Annotated in this window: 18 protein-coding genes; 7 read left to right on the forward strand and 11 right to left on the reverse strand. The window is 67.5% G+C overall.

Translation table 11 applies throughout. The annotated features are described in order from the left end of the window. Positions 1-76 precede the first annotated feature (76 nt). Both IB268_RS21095 and IB268_RS21100 read left to right on the forward strand, forming a co-directional pair. On the forward strand, positions 77-1,159 hold the full coding sequence (locus tag IB268_RS21095; RefSeq protein ID WP_054457723.1) for an NAD(P)H-dependent glycerol-3-phosphate dehydrogenase: 1,083 nt from the start codon (positions 77-79) through the stop codon (positions 1,157-1,159). Between the two features lie 48 nt (positions 1,160-1,207). Further along, positions 1,208-2,200: a tripartite tricarboxylate transporter substrate binding protein gene (locus IB268_RS21100; protein ID WP_054457724.1), complete on the forward strand. Its 993-nt coding sequence runs from the start codon at positions 1,208-1,210 to the stop codon at positions 2,198-2,200. A 50-nt stretch (positions 2,201-2,250) separates the two neighbouring features. Here the strand turns inward: IB268_RS21100 and IB268_RS21105 are convergent, their stop codons facing one another. Next, positions 2,251-2,721 carry a tRNA (cytidine(34)-2'-O)-methyltransferase gene (locus IB268_RS21105; protein ID WP_054457725.1) on the reverse strand — a complete coding sequence of 157 codons (471 nt, stop codon included), beginning with the start codon at positions 2,719-2,721 and terminating at the stop codon, positions 2,251-2,253. An 80-nt stretch (positions 2,722-2,801) separates the two neighbouring features. Beyond that, positions 2,802-3,347, reverse strand: coding sequence for a ComF family protein (locus IB268_RS21110; protein ID WP_370540032.1), 546 nt, complete (start codon positions 3,345-3,347; stop codon positions 2,802-2,804). A gap of 287 nt (positions 3,348-3,634) precedes the next feature. On the opposite strand from IB268_RS21110, the gene IB268_RS21115 reads away from it, so the two are divergent. Then, positions 3,635-4,567, forward strand: a complete 933-nt coding sequence (locus IB268_RS21115) for a methyltransferase domain-containing protein (protein WP_054457727.1) — start codon at positions 3,635-3,637, stop codon at positions 4,565-4,567. 56 nt (positions 4,568-4,623) lie between these two features. Here the strand turns inward: IB268_RS21115 and IB268_RS21120 are convergent, their stop codons facing one another. From IB268_RS21120 to rsmB, 7 genes are all read right to left on the reverse strand, one after another. After that, positions 4,624-5,868, reverse strand: a complete 1,245-nt coding sequence (locus IB268_RS21120; RefSeq protein WP_175182286.1) for a YbdK family carboxylate-amine ligase — start codon at positions 5,866-5,868, stop codon at positions 4,624-4,626. A gap of 308 nt (positions 5,869-6,176) precedes the next feature. Next, the gene (locus IB268_RS21125; protein WP_054457729.1) at positions 6,177-7,646 is read right to left on the reverse strand and encodes a TrkH family potassium uptake protein; all 1,470 of its coding nucleotides are present in this window, start codon (positions 7,644-7,646) and stop codon (positions 6,177-6,179) included. Positions 7,647-7,697: 51 nt separating this feature from the next. Further along, entirely contained in the window at positions 7,698-9,077 is a 1,380-nt protein-coding gene (trkA, locus tag IB268_RS21130; protein WP_054457730.1) for a Trk system potassium transporter TrkA, read from the reverse strand. Beyond that, complete coding sequence (locus IB268_RS21135) at positions 9,074-9,766, reverse strand: response regulator (protein ID WP_192354767.1); 693 nt, start codon at positions 9,764-9,766, stop codon at positions 9,074-9,076. The genes trkA and IB268_RS21135 overlap by 4 nt, the downstream gene beginning before the upstream one ends. Before the next feature lie 11 nt (positions 9,767-9,777). Then, positions 9,778-12,093, reverse strand: coding sequence for an ATP-binding protein (locus tag IB268_RS21140; protein WP_054457732.1), 2,316 nt, complete (start codon positions 12,091-12,093; stop codon positions 9,778-9,780). Continuing rightward, on the reverse strand, positions 12,090-12,680 hold the full coding sequence (locus IB268_RS21145) for a DUF4390 domain-containing protein (protein ID WP_082401241.1): 591 nt from the start codon (positions 12,678-12,680) through the stop codon (positions 12,090-12,092). Before IB268_RS21145 ends, IB268_RS21140 begins: the two co-directional genes overlap by 4 nt. Positions 12,681-12,720: 40 nt before the next feature. Further along, complete coding sequence (gene rsmB / locus IB268_RS21150) at positions 12,721-14,058, reverse strand: 16S rRNA (cytosine(967)-C(5))-methyltransferase RsmB (RefSeq protein WP_054457733.1); 1,338 nt, start codon at positions 14,056-14,058, stop codon at positions 12,721-12,723. A 92-nt stretch (positions 14,059-14,150) separates the two neighbouring features. Between rsmB and IB268_RS21155 the strand changes: the two genes are divergently transcribed. From IB268_RS21155 to rimO, 3 genes are all read left to right on the forward strand, one after another. Beyond that, positions 14,151-14,783 carry a LysE family translocator gene (locus tag IB268_RS21155; protein WP_054457734.1) on the forward strand — a complete coding sequence of 211 codons (633 nt, stop codon included), beginning with the start codon at positions 14,151-14,153 and terminating at the stop codon, positions 14,781-14,783. Positions 14,784-15,032: 249 nt separating this feature from the next. Further along, on the forward strand, positions 15,033-15,290 hold the full coding sequence (locus IB268_RS21160; RefSeq protein ID WP_054457735.1) for a DNA-binding transcriptional regulator: 258 nt from the start codon (positions 15,033-15,035) through the stop codon (positions 15,288-15,290). Between the two features lie 179 nt (positions 15,291-15,469). Next, positions 15,470-16,807, forward strand: a complete 1,338-nt coding sequence (gene rimO / locus IB268_RS21165) for a 30S ribosomal protein S12 methylthiotransferase RimO (RefSeq protein ID WP_192354832.1) — start codon at positions 15,470-15,472, stop codon at positions 16,805-16,807. Positions 16,808-16,842: 35 nt separating this feature from the next. On the opposite strand, the gene IB268_RS21170 is transcribed toward rimO, so the two are convergent. After that, on the reverse strand, positions 16,843-17,160 hold the full coding sequence (locus tag IB268_RS21170) for a multidrug efflux SMR transporter (protein ID WP_042796135.1): 318 nt from the start codon (positions 17,158-17,160) through the stop codon (positions 16,843-16,845). An 81-nt stretch (positions 17,161-17,241) separates the two neighbouring features. Between IB268_RS21170 and IB268_RS21175 the strand changes: the two genes are divergently transcribed. Continuing rightward, positions 17,242-17,637 carry a helix-turn-helix domain-containing protein gene (locus tag IB268_RS21175; protein ID WP_192330246.1) on the forward strand — a complete coding sequence of 132 codons (396 nt, stop codon included), beginning with the start codon at positions 17,242-17,244 and terminating at the stop codon, positions 17,635-17,637. Here the strand turns inward: IB268_RS21175 and IB268_RS21180 are convergent. Further along, entirely contained in the window at positions 17,634-18,194 is a 561-nt protein-coding gene (locus tag IB268_RS21180; RefSeq protein WP_192353102.1) for a bacterioferritin, read from the reverse strand. The genes IB268_RS21175 and IB268_RS21180 overlap by 4 nt on opposite strands. Positions 18,195-18,276: the final 82 nt, after the last annotated feature.

Here is an 18,276-nt window from a genome sequence, read left to right on the forward strand (position 1 = left end):
TGAAAAGAGCCCCCACGCTGCGCCTTCGGCTTGCTGCCCCCCGTGGGGGCGCTTTTCATCTTGAGGCGGCTCGGCGATGAAAAATCCCATCGAGCCACGCCTGCGCGTCGCCGTCCTGGGTGCGGGAAGTTGGGGCACCGCGCTGGCGGCGGCTGCCAGCCGCCGCCACGCCACCGTACTCTGGGCGCGCGATGCCGCGCAGGCCGCCGACATGGCCGCCTCGCACGAAAACGCGCGCTACCTGCCGGGCATCGCCCTGCCGCAGGCACTGAATATCTCCTCCGATCTCGACGCCACGCTGCGCAGCCTGCAAGAAGACGGCGCGCGCCGGCTGATCGTGCTGGGCGTGCCCGTGGCCGGCTTGACCGCCATCTGCGGCGAGCTGTCCCGCCGGCTGCCCGCGCTGGGATTGCAGGACACTCCCATCGTCTGGACGTGCAAGGGCTTTGAAGCCGACACGGCCAGGCTGCCCCATGAAATCATGCGCGAGGCCCTGCCTGGCGCCACCGGCGGCGCATTGTCAGGCCCCTCGTTCGCGCGCGAAGTCGCGCAGGGCCTGCCGGTCGCGCTGACCGTGGCCAGCGACAGCCCCGCCTTGCGCGATGCCACCACTGCCGCCTTCCACGGCGCGGCGCTGCGCGTCTACGCCAGCACCGACCTGGTGGGCGTGGAAGTGGGCGGCGCGCTGAAGAACGTGATCGCGGTCGCCTGCGGCATTGGCGACGGCCTGGCCCTGGGCACCAATGCCCGCGCCGCGCTGATCACCCGCGGCCTGGCCGAGATGACCCGCTTCGGCGTGGCGCTGGGCGCGCAGGCCGAGACCTTCGCCGGGCTGACCGGCCTGGGCGACCTGGTCCTGACCGCGACAGGCGAGCTGTCGCGCAACCGCCGCGTGGGCCTGGAGATCGGCGCCGGGCGCAAGCTGGCCGACATCCTGGCCAGCGGCATCACGGCCGAAGGCGTGCGCTGCGCGCGCGCCGCGCTGGACCGCGCCCGCGCCATCGGGGTCGAACTGCCCATCACCGAAGCCGTCTGCGCCGTGCTGTTCGACGGCGTGGCCCCAATGACGGCCGTGTCCGCCCTGTTGGCGCGCGACGCCCGCTACGAAAGCGGGATAGCCAGCCAGCCGGACGCGTCGCCGGACAACCGGCCCCGCTGAGCCGCCCCAAAAACAAATACCACGCACAACCCCGAGGAGACATCCTTCATGACGCAAACCCGCAAGTTCCGGGTCGGCCCGCTGCTACGCGGCCTGTGCCTGAGCCTGGCCGCCATCCTGCCCGCCGCCGCCCATGCCGACTGGCCCGACCGTCCGATCCACATGGTCGTGCCCTTCCCGCCCGGCTCGTCGCCCGACATCCTGGCGCGCACCATCTCGGAACCGCTGTCGCAGGCGCTGGGCCAACCCATCGTGATCGACAACAAGCCGGGCGCCGGCGGCAACATCGGCACGCGCATCGTGTCGCAGGCCAAGCCGGACGGCTACACGCTGCTCTACACGATCAACGGCCCGCTGGTCACCGCCCCCACGCTGTACAAAAAGACGCTGGGCTACGACCCGCTGCGCGACCTGCAGCCGGTATCGCTGGTGGGCACCAGCCCCAACGTGCTGGTCGTGCCCAGCAGCCTGAAGGTCGATAACGTCAAGGACTTCGTCGCGCTGGTGAAAGGCCGCGGCAATTCGCTGAACTACGGTTCCGTGGGCCCGGGCAGCTCGGCCCATCTGGCGATGGAAATGTTCAAGGAAAGCGCCGGCGTAGACCTGGCGCACATCCCCTATTCCGGCTTCCCGCAGGTCATCTCGGCCATCATCGGCGGCGATGTCCAGGCCGGCTTCATGGTGCCCGCCATCGCCGTGCCCCAGGCCCGCGACGGCAAGGTGAAGCTGCTGGCCGTGACCAGCCTGCAGCCCAGCGAGGCGCTGCCGGGCGTGCCGACGATGGCATCCCAGGGCTATCCGGACTTTGAAGCCATTTCCTGGAATGCCGTGCTGGTTCCCGCCGGTACGCCCACGCCCATCGTCGAACGGCTCAACAGCGAGCTGGCGCGCATCATCGGCAGCGAAGCGGTGCGCAAGCAGCTGGCGCTGCAGTACTTCACCCCCGCGCCGTCCACGCCGGAAGCCCTGACCGCCCGCATCAAGAATGAAAAGGCGCGCTGGGACCAAGTGATCGAGAAGCTGAATCTGTCGCTGGATTGATTGCAGCCCAGCCGTGACGGGCCAGGCGCGCCGGCTTCAGCGCGCCCCCGTCACACTCCCCCTTCATACCCCTGCTGACGCCAGGCCTCGAACACCGTCACGGCGACGGCATTCGACAGGTTCAGGCTGCGTTGGCCAGCGCGCATCGGCAGGCGCAGGCGCTGCTGGGGCGGGAACATCGCCTGATGTTCTTCCGACAGGCCCGACGTTTCGCGGCCGAATACGAACACGTCGCCCGGCTTGAAGCCGATATCCGCCACGCTGCGTTGCGCATGCGTGGTCAGCGCGTAGATGCTGGACGGCGCGGCGCCGGTATCGGCCAAAGCCTCCTCCAGCGTGTCGTGCACGCGGACGGGCTGCCATTCGTGGTAATCCAAGCCGGCGCGGCGCATGCGGGCGTCGTCGAGCTCGAAGCCCAAGGGACGAACCAAGTGCAATTGCGCGCCCGTATTGGCGCACAGGCGGATGGCGTTGCCGGTATTGGGCGGGATTTCAGGACAAACAAGGATGACGTGGAACATGGCGCTAGGGACTCGGGACGGCTTGCGGCGGAAACGTCGCCGCGCACCGGGAATTGTCGCCGATTTACCTGGGGGCCGGCTCAGGGCGTGCGCGCCGCCACCAGCACCGTGACATCCACAGCTCCTGCTGCCAGCAGCGCAGCGGCGGCCGCGTTGGCGGTGCTGCCGGTGGTCATGACGTCGTCCACCAATAGCAGCTGCCGGCCGCTTACGTCGCCCACGCAATAAAACAGGTTTTGCGCCCCGAGCCGGCGGGCCTGGCGGCCCTGCGCGGTCTGCCGGGGCGTCTCGCGCCGGCGCCGCAGCAGCCCGCGCGCCAGCGGCAGCCCCAGCTCCGCCGCCAGGCTGCGCGCAATTTCACCGGCCGGATTCATGCCGCGCTGGCGCAGCGATGCGCGGCTGGCGGGAACGGGCACCAGCAAGGCGCCTTCCGGCGCAGGCCCGTCTCGGGCCACGGCAGCCGCGATCATCCGGGCCAGCACCGGCGCCATGCTGAGGCGCAGCCGGGTCTTCAGCATCAGGATCAAGGTGTCGGCGGGCGGCGCGTAGTCAAAGGCGGCAATCGTGCGCGAAAACGTCCGGGGCGCGCCCAGGCAGGCGGCGCAGTGCGGCGCATCCGGGCGCAACCGCAGGGCGCAACGAGGACAGCGTGGCGCTGCAGGGCGACGCGCGACCACCCCACTATCGGCCCGGCGGAGAGCATCGCCGCAGATATCCGCCTCGCAGCCCGCGCAAAGCCTAGCACCCGCCACCCGGGCGCCGCACAAGGGGCAGTCGCAACCGACGCGCGACAGCAGCCACCGCCCCATGACCCGTAGGGGCAATCGGAAGCCGCGGCCGGGATGCGCAATAATGGATGCCATCCCTCATGAAACCATGATCCGCCCGCGTTGCAGACGCGGGTGCGACCGAAATGTCCCTGCCAGAATCCGCAACGCTCCCCTCCCTGCCCATCGTCAGCGCCGACGTGCCCCGGCAATTCGCCCGCCGCGGCGACCTGGCCGAGGCCCAGTTCCTGTACGGGGAAATCGCCCGCCGCATGCTGGGCCGCCTGCAATACATCCGGGTCCAGCCGCAAGCCATGCTGGACGCGGGCTGCGGCGCGGGCGACAACCTGCCGCTGCTGCGTGAACGCTATCCCGACGCCGCCTATACCGGGCTGGACAACTGCGAACCGCTGCTGGAACAGGCGCGCAAGCGCCATGCCCCTGCCGGCCTGTCGGCCTGGATCGGCAAGCTGGCGCGCCGCGGCCCGGCCGCCCCTGCCTTCGTCAACGCCGACCTGGCGGCGACGGGCCTGGCGCCCGAATCGCTGGAACTGGTGTGGTCCAACCTGGCCATGCACTGGCACCGCGCTCCGCACGCCGTGCTGGCGGAATGGCGGCGCATCCTGAAAGTGGGCGGACTGGCGATGTTCTCCTGTCTTGGGCCGGCCACGCTGCGGGAACTGCGCCAGGCCCTGGACGACGCCGGGCTGCGCACGGCTACGCCGTCCTTCGTGGACATGCATGATTTCGGCGACCTGCTGGTGGAAAACGGCTTCGCGGATCCGGTCATGGACCAGGAGATCCTGACCCTGACCTACCGCAGCCCGGAAAAGCTGCTGCAGGACGTACGCGCGCTGGGCGGCAACCCGGCCGAAGGCCGGCGCGGCGGCCTGGTGGGCCGCGACTGGCGCGACCGTCTCTGCGCCGCGCTGGAAGCGCAGCGCCGGCCCGACGGTCTGATCGTGCTGAGTATCGAAGTCGCCTACGGCCACGCCTGGCGCGCCGCGGCGCATCGCACCGTGGCCGGTGAAACCCGGCTGTCGGTCAGCGCGATTGGCGGCCGGCACCGCGCGCCCTGACCTGGGCCGCAGGCTGACCGGCAGAGCCGGCGCTTTGCGGGCGCCGGCCTCCCCGTCTAGTGCAGGCGTTCCGGCATCGGCACGCTGACCCCGGGCTCGGAAGCCGGCAACGCCGACATAGGCTCGGAGGTTGCGCGAATGCGGCGCCTCAGGACCGCCGTCGGTTCTGCGGGCCCTACGCCGGGCGAAGCCACGCCGCGCCAGGCGTTCGACATGGCCTCCACCACCAACGGCAGGTCGCGCAAGCGGTGGAACTGGCTGCGCAGCCAGCGGGAATCGTTGCCGCTGCGCATGGATTCATCGCGCAGGGCGGCGATCATGTCGCCCGTGCCCAGTTCTTCAGCCACCGGCATCAGGCGCTGGAACAGGTTGCGCAGGTGGTCCATCAGCCGCAGGCGCTGGCCGTCCGGCGTCACGTAGCTGCCCTGCAGGCCGAAGCGGCAAGCCTGGAAGTGATTGCTGCGGTAGGACAGCCAAGCGCCGTCGCCGGGGTCGCCCTCGCGCATCAGCAGCACCGCCAGGGCCTGGGCAAAGGCCGCCAGCTGGCAAGCCCGTTCGACCGTCAGCGGCGTGTCGCACACGCGGATTTCGACCGTGCCGAATTCCGGCTTGGGGCGGATGTCCCAGTACAGGTCCTTGATGCTTTCCGCCAGGCCATAGGCGCGCAGCTGCGCCAGATGGGCCTCGAACTGGTACCAGTCCTTCACTTCGGGCGGCATGTGCCCGGCCAGCGGGAAGCTGTTCACCGCGTTCAGGCGCGAGCACGAGAACAAGGTGTCCACCCCCTCGCAATAGGGCGACGAGGCCGACAGGGCGATAAAGTGCGGCACATAGGGCGACAGGCGGCGCAACAGTTTGATGGAATCGTCGCCGTTCTTGACGCCCAGGTGGATGTGCTGGCCGAAGACCGTAAATTGACGCGCCAGGTAACCGTACATTTCGGCCAGGTACTGGAAGCGCGGGGTGTCCGAAATGGACCGTTCCTGCCAACGCATGAAGGGGTGGGCGCCCCCGCCAGCGACCGATACGCCCACGGCGTCCGCCGCTTCGATCAGGGCGTCGCGCATTTCGCGCATCTCGGCCAAGAGGCCCATGGGGTGCTCGTGCACCGAGGAATTCAGTTCAATCATGGACCGCGTGATTTCCGGTTTAACGCGGTCGGCGATGGGGTGGTTGGCCATTTGGGCCAGCAGCTCGTCCGAGGCTGCGGTCAGGTCAAAACTGCGCGGGTCTATCAGTTGCAGCTCGAGCTCGATGCCCAGGGTGTTGGGGGCCGACGAAATGAACGGGATCTGTTCCATCTCGGACTCCTTTCTGAATGTTTGATGAGGGTGTGCGCCGTTCGACCTTGAAGCCCGGAAACAGCCCGGGGGGCACTAGACGGCAGCTTGTGCACGCATGATAGCCGCTGTTTTGTGGCAAGAAGATGGAAAATCGTGACATTTATGTGCAACATCACGAAGCAATCGGTTTTTCCCTGTGAAGGAAAGTGAGCGAGCGCTCACGGCATAGAAATGGCGCGGCCTCCCGGGCTGCGGCAGCCGGAAAGCAAGCGCTCAAGGGGCTTTCAAGAGGGGGTGGGACAACCCTTATAAGGGTTATCCCTTATCTATTTCCGCCAGAAAATAGGGGTGAACAACACCAGCACCGTCAGCAGTTCCAGGCGCCCGATCAGCATCGCGAAGGTGCAGACCCAGATCTGGAAATCGGACAGGACGGCGAAGTTGCCCATGGGTCCGACGGGCCCCAGGCCTGGTCCGGTGTTGTTGACGCTGGCGAAGACGGCCGAGAAGGCGGTGATCGGATCCAGGCCGGACAGGAGCAGCAGGCTGGTGAAAACGGCGATGGAAAGGCCGTAGAACAGCATAAAGGCCAGCACCGACGACATGGTGCGGGTCTCGACCGCGCGGCCATTGATGCGCACCGGGCTGACCGCGTGCGGGTGCAACATTGTGACCAGCTCATTGCGCGCCTGCTTGACCAGCAGGATCGCCCGGATCATCTTGATGCCGCCCCCGGTCGACCCGGCCGACGTGGCGAAGCCCGACAGCAGCAGCATGGTCAGCGGAGCGAACAGCGGCCACTGCGCGAAGTCGGTATTGGCGTAGCCCGTGGTGGTCGCCATGGAAATCGTGTTGAACATGCCGTAGCGCAGCGCCTGCAGCGGGTCTTCATAGACCCCTTTCAGGAACAGGAACACCGAGATGACCAACCCGACTCCCAATACCACCACCAGGTAGGGGATCGCCTCCGGACACCGCACGTAGGCGCGCGCGCTGCGCTGGCGGAAGGCGTTGAAGTGGGTGGCGAAGTTGATGCCCGCGATCAGCATGAACACCATCGCCACCATTTCCACCGCGACCGAATCGAAATGGGCGAAGCCGTCATCCCAGGTCGAAAAGCCGCCCAGGCCCATGGTGGTGGCCATGTGGCACCAGGCCTCGAACCACGACAGGCCGACCGCCCGGTAGGCCAGGAAGCACAGGATGGAGAACACGAAATACACCGCGTACAGCGCCTTGGCGGTGCTGGCGATGCGCGGCGTGAGCCGCTCGTCCTTCATCGGTCCGGGGGTTTCCGCCCGCACCACCTGGTGCCCGCCGACACCGAGCAGGGGCAGAATGGCCACGGCCAGCACCAGGATGCCCATGCCGCCGATCCAGATCAGCGTGGCCCGCCACAGGTTGATCGACGCGGGCAAGGTGTCCAGATTGGTCAGGACGGTGGCGCCGGTGGTGGTCAGGCCCGACATGGCCTCGAAATAGGCGCCGGTAAACGACAGCGGCAAGCCGGCGCCATGGAAGTAGAGCAGCAGCGGAATGGCCGCCAGCAGGGGCAGGCCCGCCCACACGGCCGACACCAGCACGAAGCCGTCGCGCGCCCGCAGCTCGCAGCGGGCGCGGCGCGTTATCGCGGCCAGGCCGCCGCCTATGCCCACCGAGATCAGGAACCCGTCCAGGAAGGCCTCGCGCGCGCCGTCGCCGCCCACGTAGGCGACGGTCAGCGGGATCAGCATGGTGAGCGCGAACATCACCATCGTCAGGCCCAGGATGTAGAGAGTGCCCAGGACGCGCTTCATGGAGCTATCCGGCCGCGCGCGGCCCGCGCAGAAGGAAGGAGGCGGCGCGCATCAGAAGAACGACGCCGAGACTTGGAACAGCTTTTCCACGCGCGGCATCTGCCGGCGCGAGGGCACGAAGACGATGACGTGGTCGTCGGATTCGATCACGGTGTCGGCGTCCGGCAGGATGATTTCGTCCTCCCGCACCAGCGCGCCGATGCTGGCGCCCTTGGGCAGGCTGATCTGCCCGACCGCGCGCCCCACCACCTTGGAGGTGGAGCGGTCGCCGTGGGCGATGGCCTCCAGCGCTTCCGCCACGCCCTGGCGCAGCCGGTGCACGGCTGCCACGTCGCCGCGGCGCACATGCCGCAGGAGTTCGCTCATGGTGGCCTGGGATGGCGACACGGCGATGTCGATATGGCTGCCCTGCATCAGCTCGCCGTAGGCTTGGCGGTTGATCAGCGCGATCACCTTGCGCGCGCCCAGGCGCTTGGCCAGCAGCGAGGACATGATGTTGTCCTCGTCGTCGCTGGTCAGCGCCAGCCAGGTGTCCATGTCCTCGATGTTCTCGCGTTCCAGCAACGCCTCGTCGGTGCCGCTGCCGTGCAGCACCAGCACGCTGTCGGGCAACTGGGTCGCCAGGTATTCGCAGCGCTTCTGGTCGCGCTCGATGATGCGGACGCTGTATTTTTCCTCGGCCAGTTGGCGCGCCAGGCGCAGGCCGATGTTGCCGCCGCCCGCGATCATCACGCGACGCACGGCACGCTCGGCCTCACGCAGCTGCCGAACGGCGCGGCGCGCATCGCGCGAGTCCACCACCAGCACCACCTCGTCGCCCGGGGCGACGACGGTACCGCTGCCGGCCCGCAGCGGCCGGCCGCCGCGCAGCACGTCGATCACTCGCGCCTTCACGTCGGGCCAGACGTCGCGCAGCTTGTCGACCGGCGAATGGGCCATCGGGCTGCCCGCCCCGACCCGCACGGTCACGACGCTGACCCGGCCTTCGGCGAACTCCACCACCTGCAGGGCCTCGGGAAATTCGATCAGGCTGTGCAGATAGGTGGTGACGCTGCGCTCGGGGCTGATCAGGGCGTCGATGCAGAAGCCCTCTTCGCTCATGAGTTCCGGGTGTTCGGCGAACTCCACCGAACGGATGCGGGCAATGCGGCGGGGAATGTTGAACAGCTGGCGCGCGATCTTGCAGGCCACCATATTGGCCGAATCCGAGGCCGCACAGGCGATCAGCAGGTCGGTGTCGGCGGCGCCAGCGGCCTCCAGCACCGAAACCTGCGAGCCGTCGCCATGGACGACGCGCAGGTCGAAGTGTTCTTGCAGGTATTGGAGCTGGACAGGATCCGAATCGATCACCGTGATGTCGTTCTCTTCGGACACCAGGTTCTCGGCCACGCTGGTGCCTACGCGACCAGCGCCCATGATCAGGATCTTCATGAGCTCCGCTTGCGGGCGGACTCGATGCCCAATTGCTTGAGCTTGCGGTACAGGTGGGTGCGTTCCAGCCCCGTGCGTTCCGACACGCGGGTCATGCTGTGGCTTTCGCGGACCAGGTGGTATTCAAAATAGATGCGCTCGAATTCGTCGCGCGCCTCGCGCAGCGGTTGGTCCAGCGAAATGCTGCCCAGTTGGCCGTTGGACGTGACGGGGACTTCATTGGACGGCGCGGCGGCCTGGACCGGGGGATCGAGTTCGTCTTCCAGCGCCACCGCGGAGCTGGCCACGGCCGAATGCGCGGCGGCAGGCGCCGGATGCGGCGCGCGGCCGCGCGCCAGGCCGGCGGCGACCGTCTTCAGGAGGCGCTGCAGCGTGATCGGCTTTTCAAGGAAGTCCATGGCGCCGATGCGCGTGGCTTCGACTGCCGTGTCGATGGTGGCATGGCCGCTCATCATGATCACGGGCATGTCCAGCAGGCCTTGCGAGCCCCATTCCTTGAGCAGGCTGACGCCGTCCGTGTCCGGCATCCAGATGTCCAGCAACACCAGGTCAGGACGCATGCGCAAGCGTGCGGCGCGCGCTTGCGCCGCGTTTTCAGCCAGCTCGACCGTGTGTCCTTCGTCGTATAGGATTTCCGACAAAAGCTCGCGTATACCGACTTCGTCGTCAACCACCAGAATTCTGGCCATAAAGCATCCACCTATTGCGTAGCCGCATTATCCTTTTCTTGCGCGGTCGCGTCCATAGTATCGGCCTCGGAAGCCAGCCGGGTCAACAATATGGAGATCCGCGCGCCCCCTTCCTTGCGGTTCGCAAGGTCTATACGCCCGCCGTGTTCTTCCACGATCTTGCGTACGATTGCCAATCCTAACCCAGTCCCGTGGGACTTGGTGGTGACGTAGGGCTCGAACGCGCGCTGCATGACCTGGGGAGGAAAGCCCGGGCCCGTGTCGGCGACCGTGAACCTGAGCGCCTGATGGGCCGCCCGGTCGGGCTGCTCGCTGCGCATGAGCTGCGTGGTCACGCTGACCCGCCCTTGCCCGCCCTGCTCGGCGATCGCGTCGCGGGCATTGGACATCAGGTTATGGATCACCTGCCGCAACTGGGTGGGATCGCCCTCGATGGGCGGCAGGTCCGGCGCCAGCGTCACGTCCAGATTCAGGGCCTTTTCGGCCAGGCGCGACGAACCGCCTTCGGGCTCCCAGCCGTACAGCGACAGCACGTCCGCCACCAGGGCGTTGAAGTCGATGCGTTGCATCACGGCCGGCGGCGTGCGGGCATATTCGCGGAAGTCGTCCACCATCTGCTTGAGCGATGCCACCTGGTTGACGATGGTATTGGTAGACCGTGCCACGATCTGGGCCTCGGCGGGAGGCAGCTTGCCCTCCAGCTTCATCGCCAGGCGCTCGGCCGATAGCTGGATCGGCGTAAGCGGGTTCTTGATCTCGTGCGCCAGTCTGCGGGCGACTTCGCCCCAGGCCACGGTCCGGTTGGCCGAGATCACTTCGGTGATGTCGTCAAACACCACCAGATAGCCGTTGCCGCGCCCGTCCACGCGCAGATGCGTGCCGCGCGCCAGCAGGGTCAGGGGCTGCGAGCCAGCGGGCGCGTCGTCCTGGCCCGGGGCGATCTCGAATTGCTGCTGCCAGTGCTGGCGCTCGGACCCCACCGCGGCGTGGGCGGAAAAAGCCTGCCGCACGATGTTGGCGAACTCCAGCATGCCGGCCACGGTTTCCAGCGGCCGTCCGATCACCGAGCGCAGGTCCGCGCCCAGGATGGTCTGGGCGCCCTGGTTGACGGTGGTGACGCGGAACGATTCGTCGAACACCAGCACCCCGGAGGACAGGTTCGACAGCACGCTTTCCAGATAGACATTGGAGCGTTCCAGCTGCTGCCGGTTGCTCTCGACCATGCGGCGGGCCTCGTCGAGCTGGCGCGTCATGGCGTTGAACGAACGCGTGAGCTGGCCGACTTCGTCGCGCTCGGGCGGCTCGGGCAAGGGCCGGTAGTCGCCCACGCCCACGGCCTGCGTGCCGCCCGCCAGGCTGAGCAGCGGGCGCACCAGCCGCTTGGACAATGAGAGCGCCACCGCGATGGCGCCGAAGGCCGCCAGCAGCAAGGCCAGGGTCAGGGTGATGCCGTACAGCTTGCGCAAGCCCAGCCGCGACAGCGCCAGCTCCTGGTAGTCGCGAAAACCCTGCTGCACCAGATTGGCGTTGTGGGCGATCTGCTCGGGTACCGGCTGCAGCAGCTGCAGCCAACGCGGTTCGGATGCCGGTCCCAACAGGTTGTCGTAGCGGTCGGGGCCGGTCAGCGGAATCACCACCCGCAGGTGCAGCCCGCCTTCAGCGCCGGGGGTCACTGGGTCATCGGCCTCGGCGGCGGAGTAGCCGCGCGCCAGCCGCAGCTGGTTCATGACGGTGGACGGCGGCATCGCGGGCAGCAATTGCCCGTACTGGCTGGTGGAGAACGCGATCATGCGCCCGCTGCCGGTAAAGACCATGGCTTCCTGCACGCCGTTGGCCTCGCGCAGCCGCGTCAAGGCGAGCGTCACGCCGCTGTCGGAACTGCGGTTCAGTTCCATCGCCATGGAGCGCGCACGCGCGTCCAGGTCGGCCAGCAGCGAATCCAGCGCGGCGCGGCCCAGGTTCAGGCCCGCCTCCAGCGCCGTGTCCACGCGCACGTTGAACCAGGATTCGATCGAGCGCGACATGAACTGCACCGACACGGTGTAGATCAGGGCGCCGGGCACCACGCCGATCAGCGCAAACGCCAGGGAAAAACGGGCCGTCAGCCGCGCGCCGAACTGGCGTCGACGGATCTGCCGCGCCAGCCTCACGGTCAGCGCCACCACCCAGATGAAGAGCGCCAGCGCAAAAATGCCATTCAGCACCAGCAGCGTGTCGTAGTAGCGCGCAAAGCGCGAGGCATTGCCGGTGGACCACGCCAACAGCCCCAGCAATGCCAGGCCGCTTGCGGCGCCAACCATCAGGGCCAGCCGAAGCACAAGCCTCATGACGGGTCTTTCTCCTTGTCGCTGAGCACGAACGTGAAGTCCATCCACGGCGTCGACTGTACCCAGGAGCTGCTGTTCAGGGCGTTGACCTGGAAGGGCCGCGGCAGCAGCGACGTATCCAGGCGCAGGCGCAACTGGCCGCCGTACAGCACGCCCGCATCGAAGTCGGCGGCGTCCGCCACCGGCCAGTTGCGGATATGCCGGATGACCCCCATGGCGTCATCCAGCGAGGCGACTGGAAAGGTCAGTTCGCCCACGCCCACCCGCCATTGCCGGGTCAGGGCGTTGTAGATGATGCGCCAGGTGCGGGACGTGTCGACCAGGGACTTGTCGAACCACCACCAGCGTTCGCGCGTGACGGTGAGGTCGGCGGTGAGATACAGCGGCACTCCGCGCTGGGCGGCTTCGCGCAGCTGCGAGTTCAGTTCGAACTCGATGTCCGCGTCGATCTGGAGCTGGCCGTCTCGAACCGCCGGGCGAACTTCGGTGACCTTGGGTTCCGCCCCATGCGCCTGCCCGCCCGGCACGAAGGAAAGCAAGGCAGATGCGAGCAACAACCCGAGAAATAAGCGCGGAATAATGGACATACGGCACCGGAACTACGTCATGCCCCCTATTCTTGGCGATTCAGGACTGCTTGGCAAACAAGGCGTAGAAAAACCCGTCGCGCTGCGCCGCAGGTGTTGCATCGACCGCAACTGGCAGCAATTGGCCGGGCGCGTCCAGGCGCTGCGCCTCCGGATGGCGCTGCATGAACTCCAGCGCCTGGCGCGTACCCTCGATCGGGAAGATCGAGCAGGTCACGTAAAGCAGCCGCCCGCCGGGCGCCACGGTGCGCCAGAGCGCGTCCAGGATGCTGGCCTGCAGGGTGGCCGTGCGACGCACGTCGTTCTCGCGCCGCAGCCAGCGGATGTCGGGATGGCGGCGCACGATGCCCGAGGCCGTGCAGGGGACGTCGGCCAGCACGGCGTCGAACGGCTTGCCGTCCCACCAGGCGTCCAGGTCGGCCGCATCCGCCGCTTTCAACTGGACACGATCGCTTGCCAGACCCAGCCGGTCCAGGTTCTGCCCGACGCGGGCCAGCCGGTCGGCGTCGGCATCCAGCGCCAGCAGGTCGATATCGGCCAGCTCCAGCAGGTGGGCGGTCTTGCCGCCAGGGGCCGAGCAGGCGTCCAGCACCCGCATGCCGTCGGCAGGCGCCAGCAGTTCGGCCGCCAGTTGCGCGCCGGCGTCCTGCACCGACCACCAGCCCTCGGCAAAGCCGGGCAGTTGCGTGACCGGCTTGGGCGTGGCCAGTACCAGGCCGGACTGGCCCACAGGTTCGGCCGCCAGGCCGGCGGCCTGGAAGGCGGCCAACACCTGCTCGCGGCTGGCGCGGCGACGATTGACCCGCAGGGTCAGCGGCGCGGGCACATTGGCCGCAGCCAGGATCTCGCGCCATTCCCGCGGATAGGCCACGCTCAGCTGCTTGACCCACCAGCCGGGGTGGTTCCATTGGGCCTCGGGGCTGTCCGCCACGGCAGCCTCGAGCGCCGCGCGCTCGCGCAGGAAACGACGCAGGCAGGCGTTGAGCATGCCCTTATAGGAAGCCAGGGCGCGGCTGCGGGAGGCCGCCGTCACGGCCTGGTCCACCACCGTGTGCGCCGCGTAGACCGGCATGCCCGGCAGGGCGGCGGCGGCATCGCCTTCTTCCTTCAGCAGGGTCAGCGACACCAGCAACAAAGATTCGAACAACACGCTGGGATAGCGCTGCACCATCTCGCGGCCCACGGCGTCGGCCCAGCCCAGGTAACGCATGGCATGGAACGACACGGCCTGCGTGGCGGGCCGCAGGGCCGATTCCACGTCGGCCAACGCGTCCGTCAGGGAGCGGCCGTCCAGCACGCCCTCGACCACCTCCGCGCTGGAAAGCAGGACGGAGGACAGCGGAGGGGCCAGATTGGGGGAGTCGGAACGCGTGGACATGATGCAAATTCAGGAGATAAGACCGCTATGGTAGCCGGACCTGGACGAATGGCGGCCGTCGCGGCACACTGGCCCCAGCCACGGAGCCCCTCATGACCCTCGCCACCCTGCTGCTCTTCATCCTGGCCTCGGCCGTCACCATCATCACGCCGGGCCCCACCGTCCTGCTCGCCATGAGCAACGGTTCGCGCCACGGCGTGCGCGCTGCCTGCTGGGGCATGGCCGGCGCGGTGCTGGCCGACCTGGTCCTGATCGGCGCGGTGGCGTCGGGCCTGGGCGTGGTGCTGGCGGCGTCCGAAATCGCCTTCCAGCTCATCAAATGGGTGGGCGCGGCCTATCTGGCGTACCTGGGCTGGAAGATGCTGCGCTCGGACGCGGCGCTGGTCATGCCCGCCGCCCAGGCGGACGCCCGGCGTCCGGCCGGCCTGGCGCTGGGCCTGCGCAGCTTCGCGGTGGCGCTGACCAACCCCAAGGCGCTGCTGTTCATGTCCGCCTTCCTGCCCCAGTTCATCAATCCCGCCGCCCCTCTGCTGGCGCAGTACGCCGTACTGGCCGGGGTCATGGCGCTGATGAACATCGCCGTGATGCTGGCCTACGCCGCGCTGGGCGCGCAGATGGTGCGCGCCTTCCAGGGCGCCGGCCTGCGCTGGCTGAACCGCGTCTGCGGGGGACTGCTGATCGGGCTGGCGGGGACGCTGGCGCTGTATCGGCGCAGCGCGCCTTGATGCAACCTCGATTCCAAATCCCGCGCGGATACACGTTGGGCAGCACCCAACAACGCGGATGCATCGATCCGCCTCGCGACCGCACTACGCGCGGGGATGATTCCTGACAGTAGGCACATCGCGCTATTGGAGCGCCCCGCGCTTGACCTACGGCAATGCCGTATAATTAAAAATTCGCCTTCGCCGCCCATCCTGGTGCGATGGCCTGAACCCTGGGACGCCACACAGGCGCCCGACTTTTGAAGAGCCATGAAGAATGCTGCCCCGACGGCGCGCAGCGTACCGTGGCAGGCGTCGCATATCAGCGAAGCACGCAGCCGCGTGGGCCTGCCGCAAACGGATTTCGCTGAACTGCTGGGCGTGAGCGTACGCACTCTGCAAGATTGGGAGCAAGGACGGCGCACCCCCTCGGGCGCGGCGAAGACCCTGCTGCAGGTAGCAATGATGCATCCCGAGACCCTGCGAGAGCTGCCCCCGTGGCCCGCCAACGAACACGCTGAATCCTGAGGCCAGCCGCCCCGGCCTCGCCCGACACGAACAACACATCCGCCGCGCGACACGCTTGCCGCGCGATTTTTTGGTGAACGACATTGGAAATCCTCGAAACCTCCCGGCCTGGCAAGGGCCCCGGCAAGGCCAACGACGCTGACGCGAACGCGTCCGCCACCTCCGCCCTGGCCGACACCATCGCCGCCGCCAACGCCGACGGCCGGACCCCGCGCGTGGGATTCGTTTCCCTGGGCTGTCCCAAGGCCCTGGTCGACTCCGAGCGCATCCTGACCCAACTGCGCACCGAAGGGTACGTAGTCACGCCCGAGTACAACGATGCCGACGTGGTCGTCGTCAATACCTGCGGCTTCATCGACAGCGCCAAGGCGGAATCGCTGGAGGCCATTGGCGAAGCCCTGGCCGAGAACGGCAAGGTCATCGTGACCGGCTGCATGGGCGTCGAGGAATCGGTGATCCGCGACGTGCACCCCAGCGTGCTGGCCGTGACCGGCCCGCAGCAATACGAAGAGGTGGTGCGCGCGGTGCACGAGGCGGCGCCGCCCAAGAAGGACCACAACCCCTACCTGGACCTGGTGCCGCCGCAAGGCATCAAGCTCACGCCGCGGCACTACGCCTATCTGAAGATTTCGGAAGGCTGTAATCACCGCTGCAGCTTCTGCATCATCCCGTCGATGCGCGGCGACCTGGTCAGCCGGCCGGTGGGCGATGTGCTCAGCGAAGCCGGGCGCCTGGTCAAGGCGGGCGTGAAGGAATTGCTGGTGATCTCGCAGGACACCAGCGCCTATGGCGTGGACGTGAAGTACCGCAGCGGCTTCTGGAACGGCCGCCCGGTGAAGACCCGCATGACCGAGCTCTGTACGGCCTTGTCCGAGATGGGCGTGTGGACGCGCCTGCACTACGTGTATCCGTACCCGCACGTGGACGAAGTGATCCCGCTGATGGCCGAGGGCAAGATCCTGCCCTACCTGGACATCCCGTTCCAGCACGCCAGCCCGCGCATCCTGAAGGCCATGAAGCGCCCGGCCTTCGAGGACAAGACCCTGGCCCGCATCAAGCGCTGGCGCGAGATCTGTCCGGACCTGACGATCCGTTCGACCTTCATCGTCGGCTTCCCCGGAGAAACCGAGGAAGACTTCCAGTACCTGCTGGACTGGATGCAGGAAGCGCAGCTGGACCGCGTGGGCTGTTTCCAGTATTCGCCGGTGGAAGGCGCGCCCGCGAACCTGCTGGACAATCCGGTGCCGGACGAGGTCAAGCAGGAACGCTGGGAACGCTTCATGGAGCTGCAGCAATCGATCTCCGCCGCCCGCCTGGCCAGGAAGGTCGGCCGCGAGATCGACGTGCTGATCGACGAAGTGGACGAAGACGGCGCCGTGGGCCGCAGCAGCGCCGATGCGCCTGAAATCGACGGCTGCGTCTACGTCAGCTCGGACAAGCCCCTGAAGGCGGGCGATCTGGTGCGCGCCCGCGTCACCGATTCCGACGAATACGACCTCTGGGCCGACGCGATCTGAATCCGCTCCCGCGCGCGGCGCCCGCCGCGCGCAGCTCAGGCTTCCAGCAGCTTGAGCCCAGCCACGCCGCCCACGATCATCGCAATGCACAGCAGGCGCGCGGCAGACGGCGAATCCCCGAACAGCATGATTCCCAGCACGGTAATGCCCACGGACCCGATACCGGTCCAGATGGCGTAGGCCGTGCCAGCAGGCAGCTGCTTCATGGCCAGCGTCAGCAGGAACACGCTGCCCAGGGCGGCCGCAATGCCGATCACGCTGGGCCAGAATCGCGTCCAGCCATCCGCATACTTCAAGGCCAGGGCCATCACGATTTCCACCGCGCTCGCGGCGACCAGAATCAACCAGGCCATTGCGGCCTCCTGCCAGAACCAGGGAACGGCTAGCTTAGAGACTATAGTTACCACAAGACAAGTACGCACCTTTTGGTAACTATGAAAAAGCCATCCGCCTCCGTGCCCTCGGGCGACGTGTTCGACGCTGCCTGCCCGTCGCGCCGAGCGCTGGAACTGATTGCCGGCAAATGGGTGCCGCTGATCCTGCCTGCGCTGGAACATGGCCCCATGCGCAACAACGAGCTGCTGCGCAGGCTGGACGGGATTTCACAGAAGGTCATGACCCAGACGCTCAAGGAACTGGAGCGTCACGGCCTGGTGCTGCGCGAGGATCTGGGCACCGTGCCGCCGCACGTGAACTACCGGCTGAGCGAACTGGGCCAATCCCTGAACGTGGCCCTGATCGCGCTGGACCGCTGGGCCGAGAACCATCATGCGGCGCTGGACGCCGCCGCGCGCCGCCATGACGCCCGGGCGGCGCGCCGCGTCCGCTAGCGCTTGGCCAGGAAGTCCGACATGTCGTCGGCGTGCTCTTCCTCCACCGCGAGGATCTCTTCCAGCAGGCGGCGCGTGGTGGTGTCCTGTTCGCCGATGTACTCGATCATCTGGCGGTAGCTGTCGATGGCGATGCGCTCGGCGATCAGGTTCTCCTTGATCATGTCCTCCAGCGACGTGCCTTCGACGTACTCGGAATGGCTGCGCTCCAACAGCCCCTTGGGCGACAGGTTGGGCTCGCCGCCCAGCTGCACGATGCGTTCCGAGAGCCGGTCGGCATGGTCCTGTTCCTGCGTGGCGTGTTCGGCGAATTCGGCGGCCACGGGCTCGGCGTTCAGCCCGCGGGCCATGAAGTAGTGGCGCTTGTAGCGCAGCACACAGACGATCTCGGTGGCCAGCGCTTCATTCAGCAGCTTCAGCACGGTCTGGCGGTCGGCGCGATAGGTGTCGGTCACGGCGCCGGACTCGATGTCCTGGCGCGCCTTGGCGCGTATGGCCTTCACGTCCATGTCGAACGGGCGGCTCGCCTGCGTTTGGGTACGGGTTGCTTGTTCCATATCGTGGCTCCTCTTGGTTAAGTGAAAGCACTGCGACACTGGGCTTCCAGTCTCTCCGTACAACCCAGTCTACCGATCGTGG

Source organism: Achromobacter sp. ACM01, from assembly GCF_014851745.1.
Classification (GTDB): domain Bacteria; phylum Pseudomonadota; class Gammaproteobacteria; order Burkholderiales; family Burkholderiaceae_B; genus Achromobacter; species Achromobacter aegrifaciens.

What these genes read in the sequence shown, in the direction of transcription:
- IB268_RS21095 (WP_054457723.1), top strand. Translation starts at nt 77, where the DNA reads ATGAAAAATCCCATCGAGCCACGCCTGCGCGTCGCCGTCCTGGGTGCG.
- IB268_RS21100 (WP_054457724.1), top strand. Translation starts at nt 1,208, where the DNA reads ATGACGCAAACCCGCAAGTTCCGGGTCGGCCCGCTGCTACGCGGCCTG.
- IB268_RS21105 (WP_054457725.1), bottom strand. Translation starts at nt 2,721, where the DNA reads ATGTTCCACGTCATCCTTGTTTGTCCTGAAATCCCGCCCAATACCGGC.
- IB268_RS21115 (WP_054457727.1), top strand. Translation starts at nt 3,635, where the DNA reads ATGTCCCTGCCAGAATCCGCAACGCTCCCCTCCCTGCCCATCGTCAGC.
- IB268_RS21120 (WP_175182286.1), bottom strand. Translation starts at nt 5,868, where the DNA reads ATGGAACAGATCCCGTTCATTTCGTCGGCCCCCAACACCCTGGGCATC.
- IB268_RS21125 (WP_054457729.1), bottom strand. Translation starts at nt 7,646, where the DNA reads ATGAAGCGCGTCCTGGGCACTCTCTACATCCTGGGCCTGACGATGGTG.
- trkA (WP_054457730.1), bottom strand. Translation starts at nt 9,077, where the DNA reads ATGAAGATCCTGATCATGGGCGCTGGTCGCGTAGGCACCAGCGTGGCC.
- IB268_RS21135 (WP_192354767.1), bottom strand. Translation starts at nt 9,766, where the DNA reads ATGGCCAGAATTCTGGTGGTTGACGACGAAGTCGGTATACGCGAGCTT.
- IB268_RS21140 (WP_054457732.1), bottom strand. Translation starts at nt 12,093, where the DNA reads ATGAGGCTTGTGCTTCGGCTGGCCCTGATGGTTGGCGCCGCAAGCGGC.
- IB268_RS21145 (WP_082401241.1), bottom strand. Translation starts at nt 12,680, where the DNA reads ATGTCCATTATTCCGCGCTTATTTCTCGGGTTGTTGCTCGCATCTGCC.
- rsmB (WP_054457733.1), bottom strand. Translation starts at nt 14,058, where the DNA reads ATGTCCACGCGTTCCGACTCCCCCAATCTGGCCCCTCCGCTGTCCTCC.
- IB268_RS21155 (WP_054457734.1), top strand. Translation starts at nt 14,151, where the DNA reads ATGACCCTCGCCACCCTGCTGCTCTTCATCCTGGCCTCGGCCGTCACC.
- IB268_RS21160 (WP_054457735.1), top strand. Translation starts at nt 15,033, where the DNA reads ATGAAGAATGCTGCCCCGACGGCGCGCAGCGTACCGTGGCAGGCGTCG.
- IB268_RS21170 (WP_042796135.1), bottom strand. Translation starts at nt 17,160, where the DNA reads ATGGCCTGGTTGATTCTGGTCGCCGCGAGCGCGGTGGAAATCGTGATG.
- IB268_RS21175 (WP_192330246.1), top strand. Translation starts at nt 17,242, where the DNA reads ATGAAAAAGCCATCCGCCTCCGTGCCCTCGGGCGACGTGTTCGACGCT.
- IB268_RS21180 (WP_192353102.1), bottom strand. Translation starts at nt 18,194, where the DNA reads ATGGAACAAGCAACCCGTACCCAAACGCAGGCGAGCCGCCCGTTCGAC.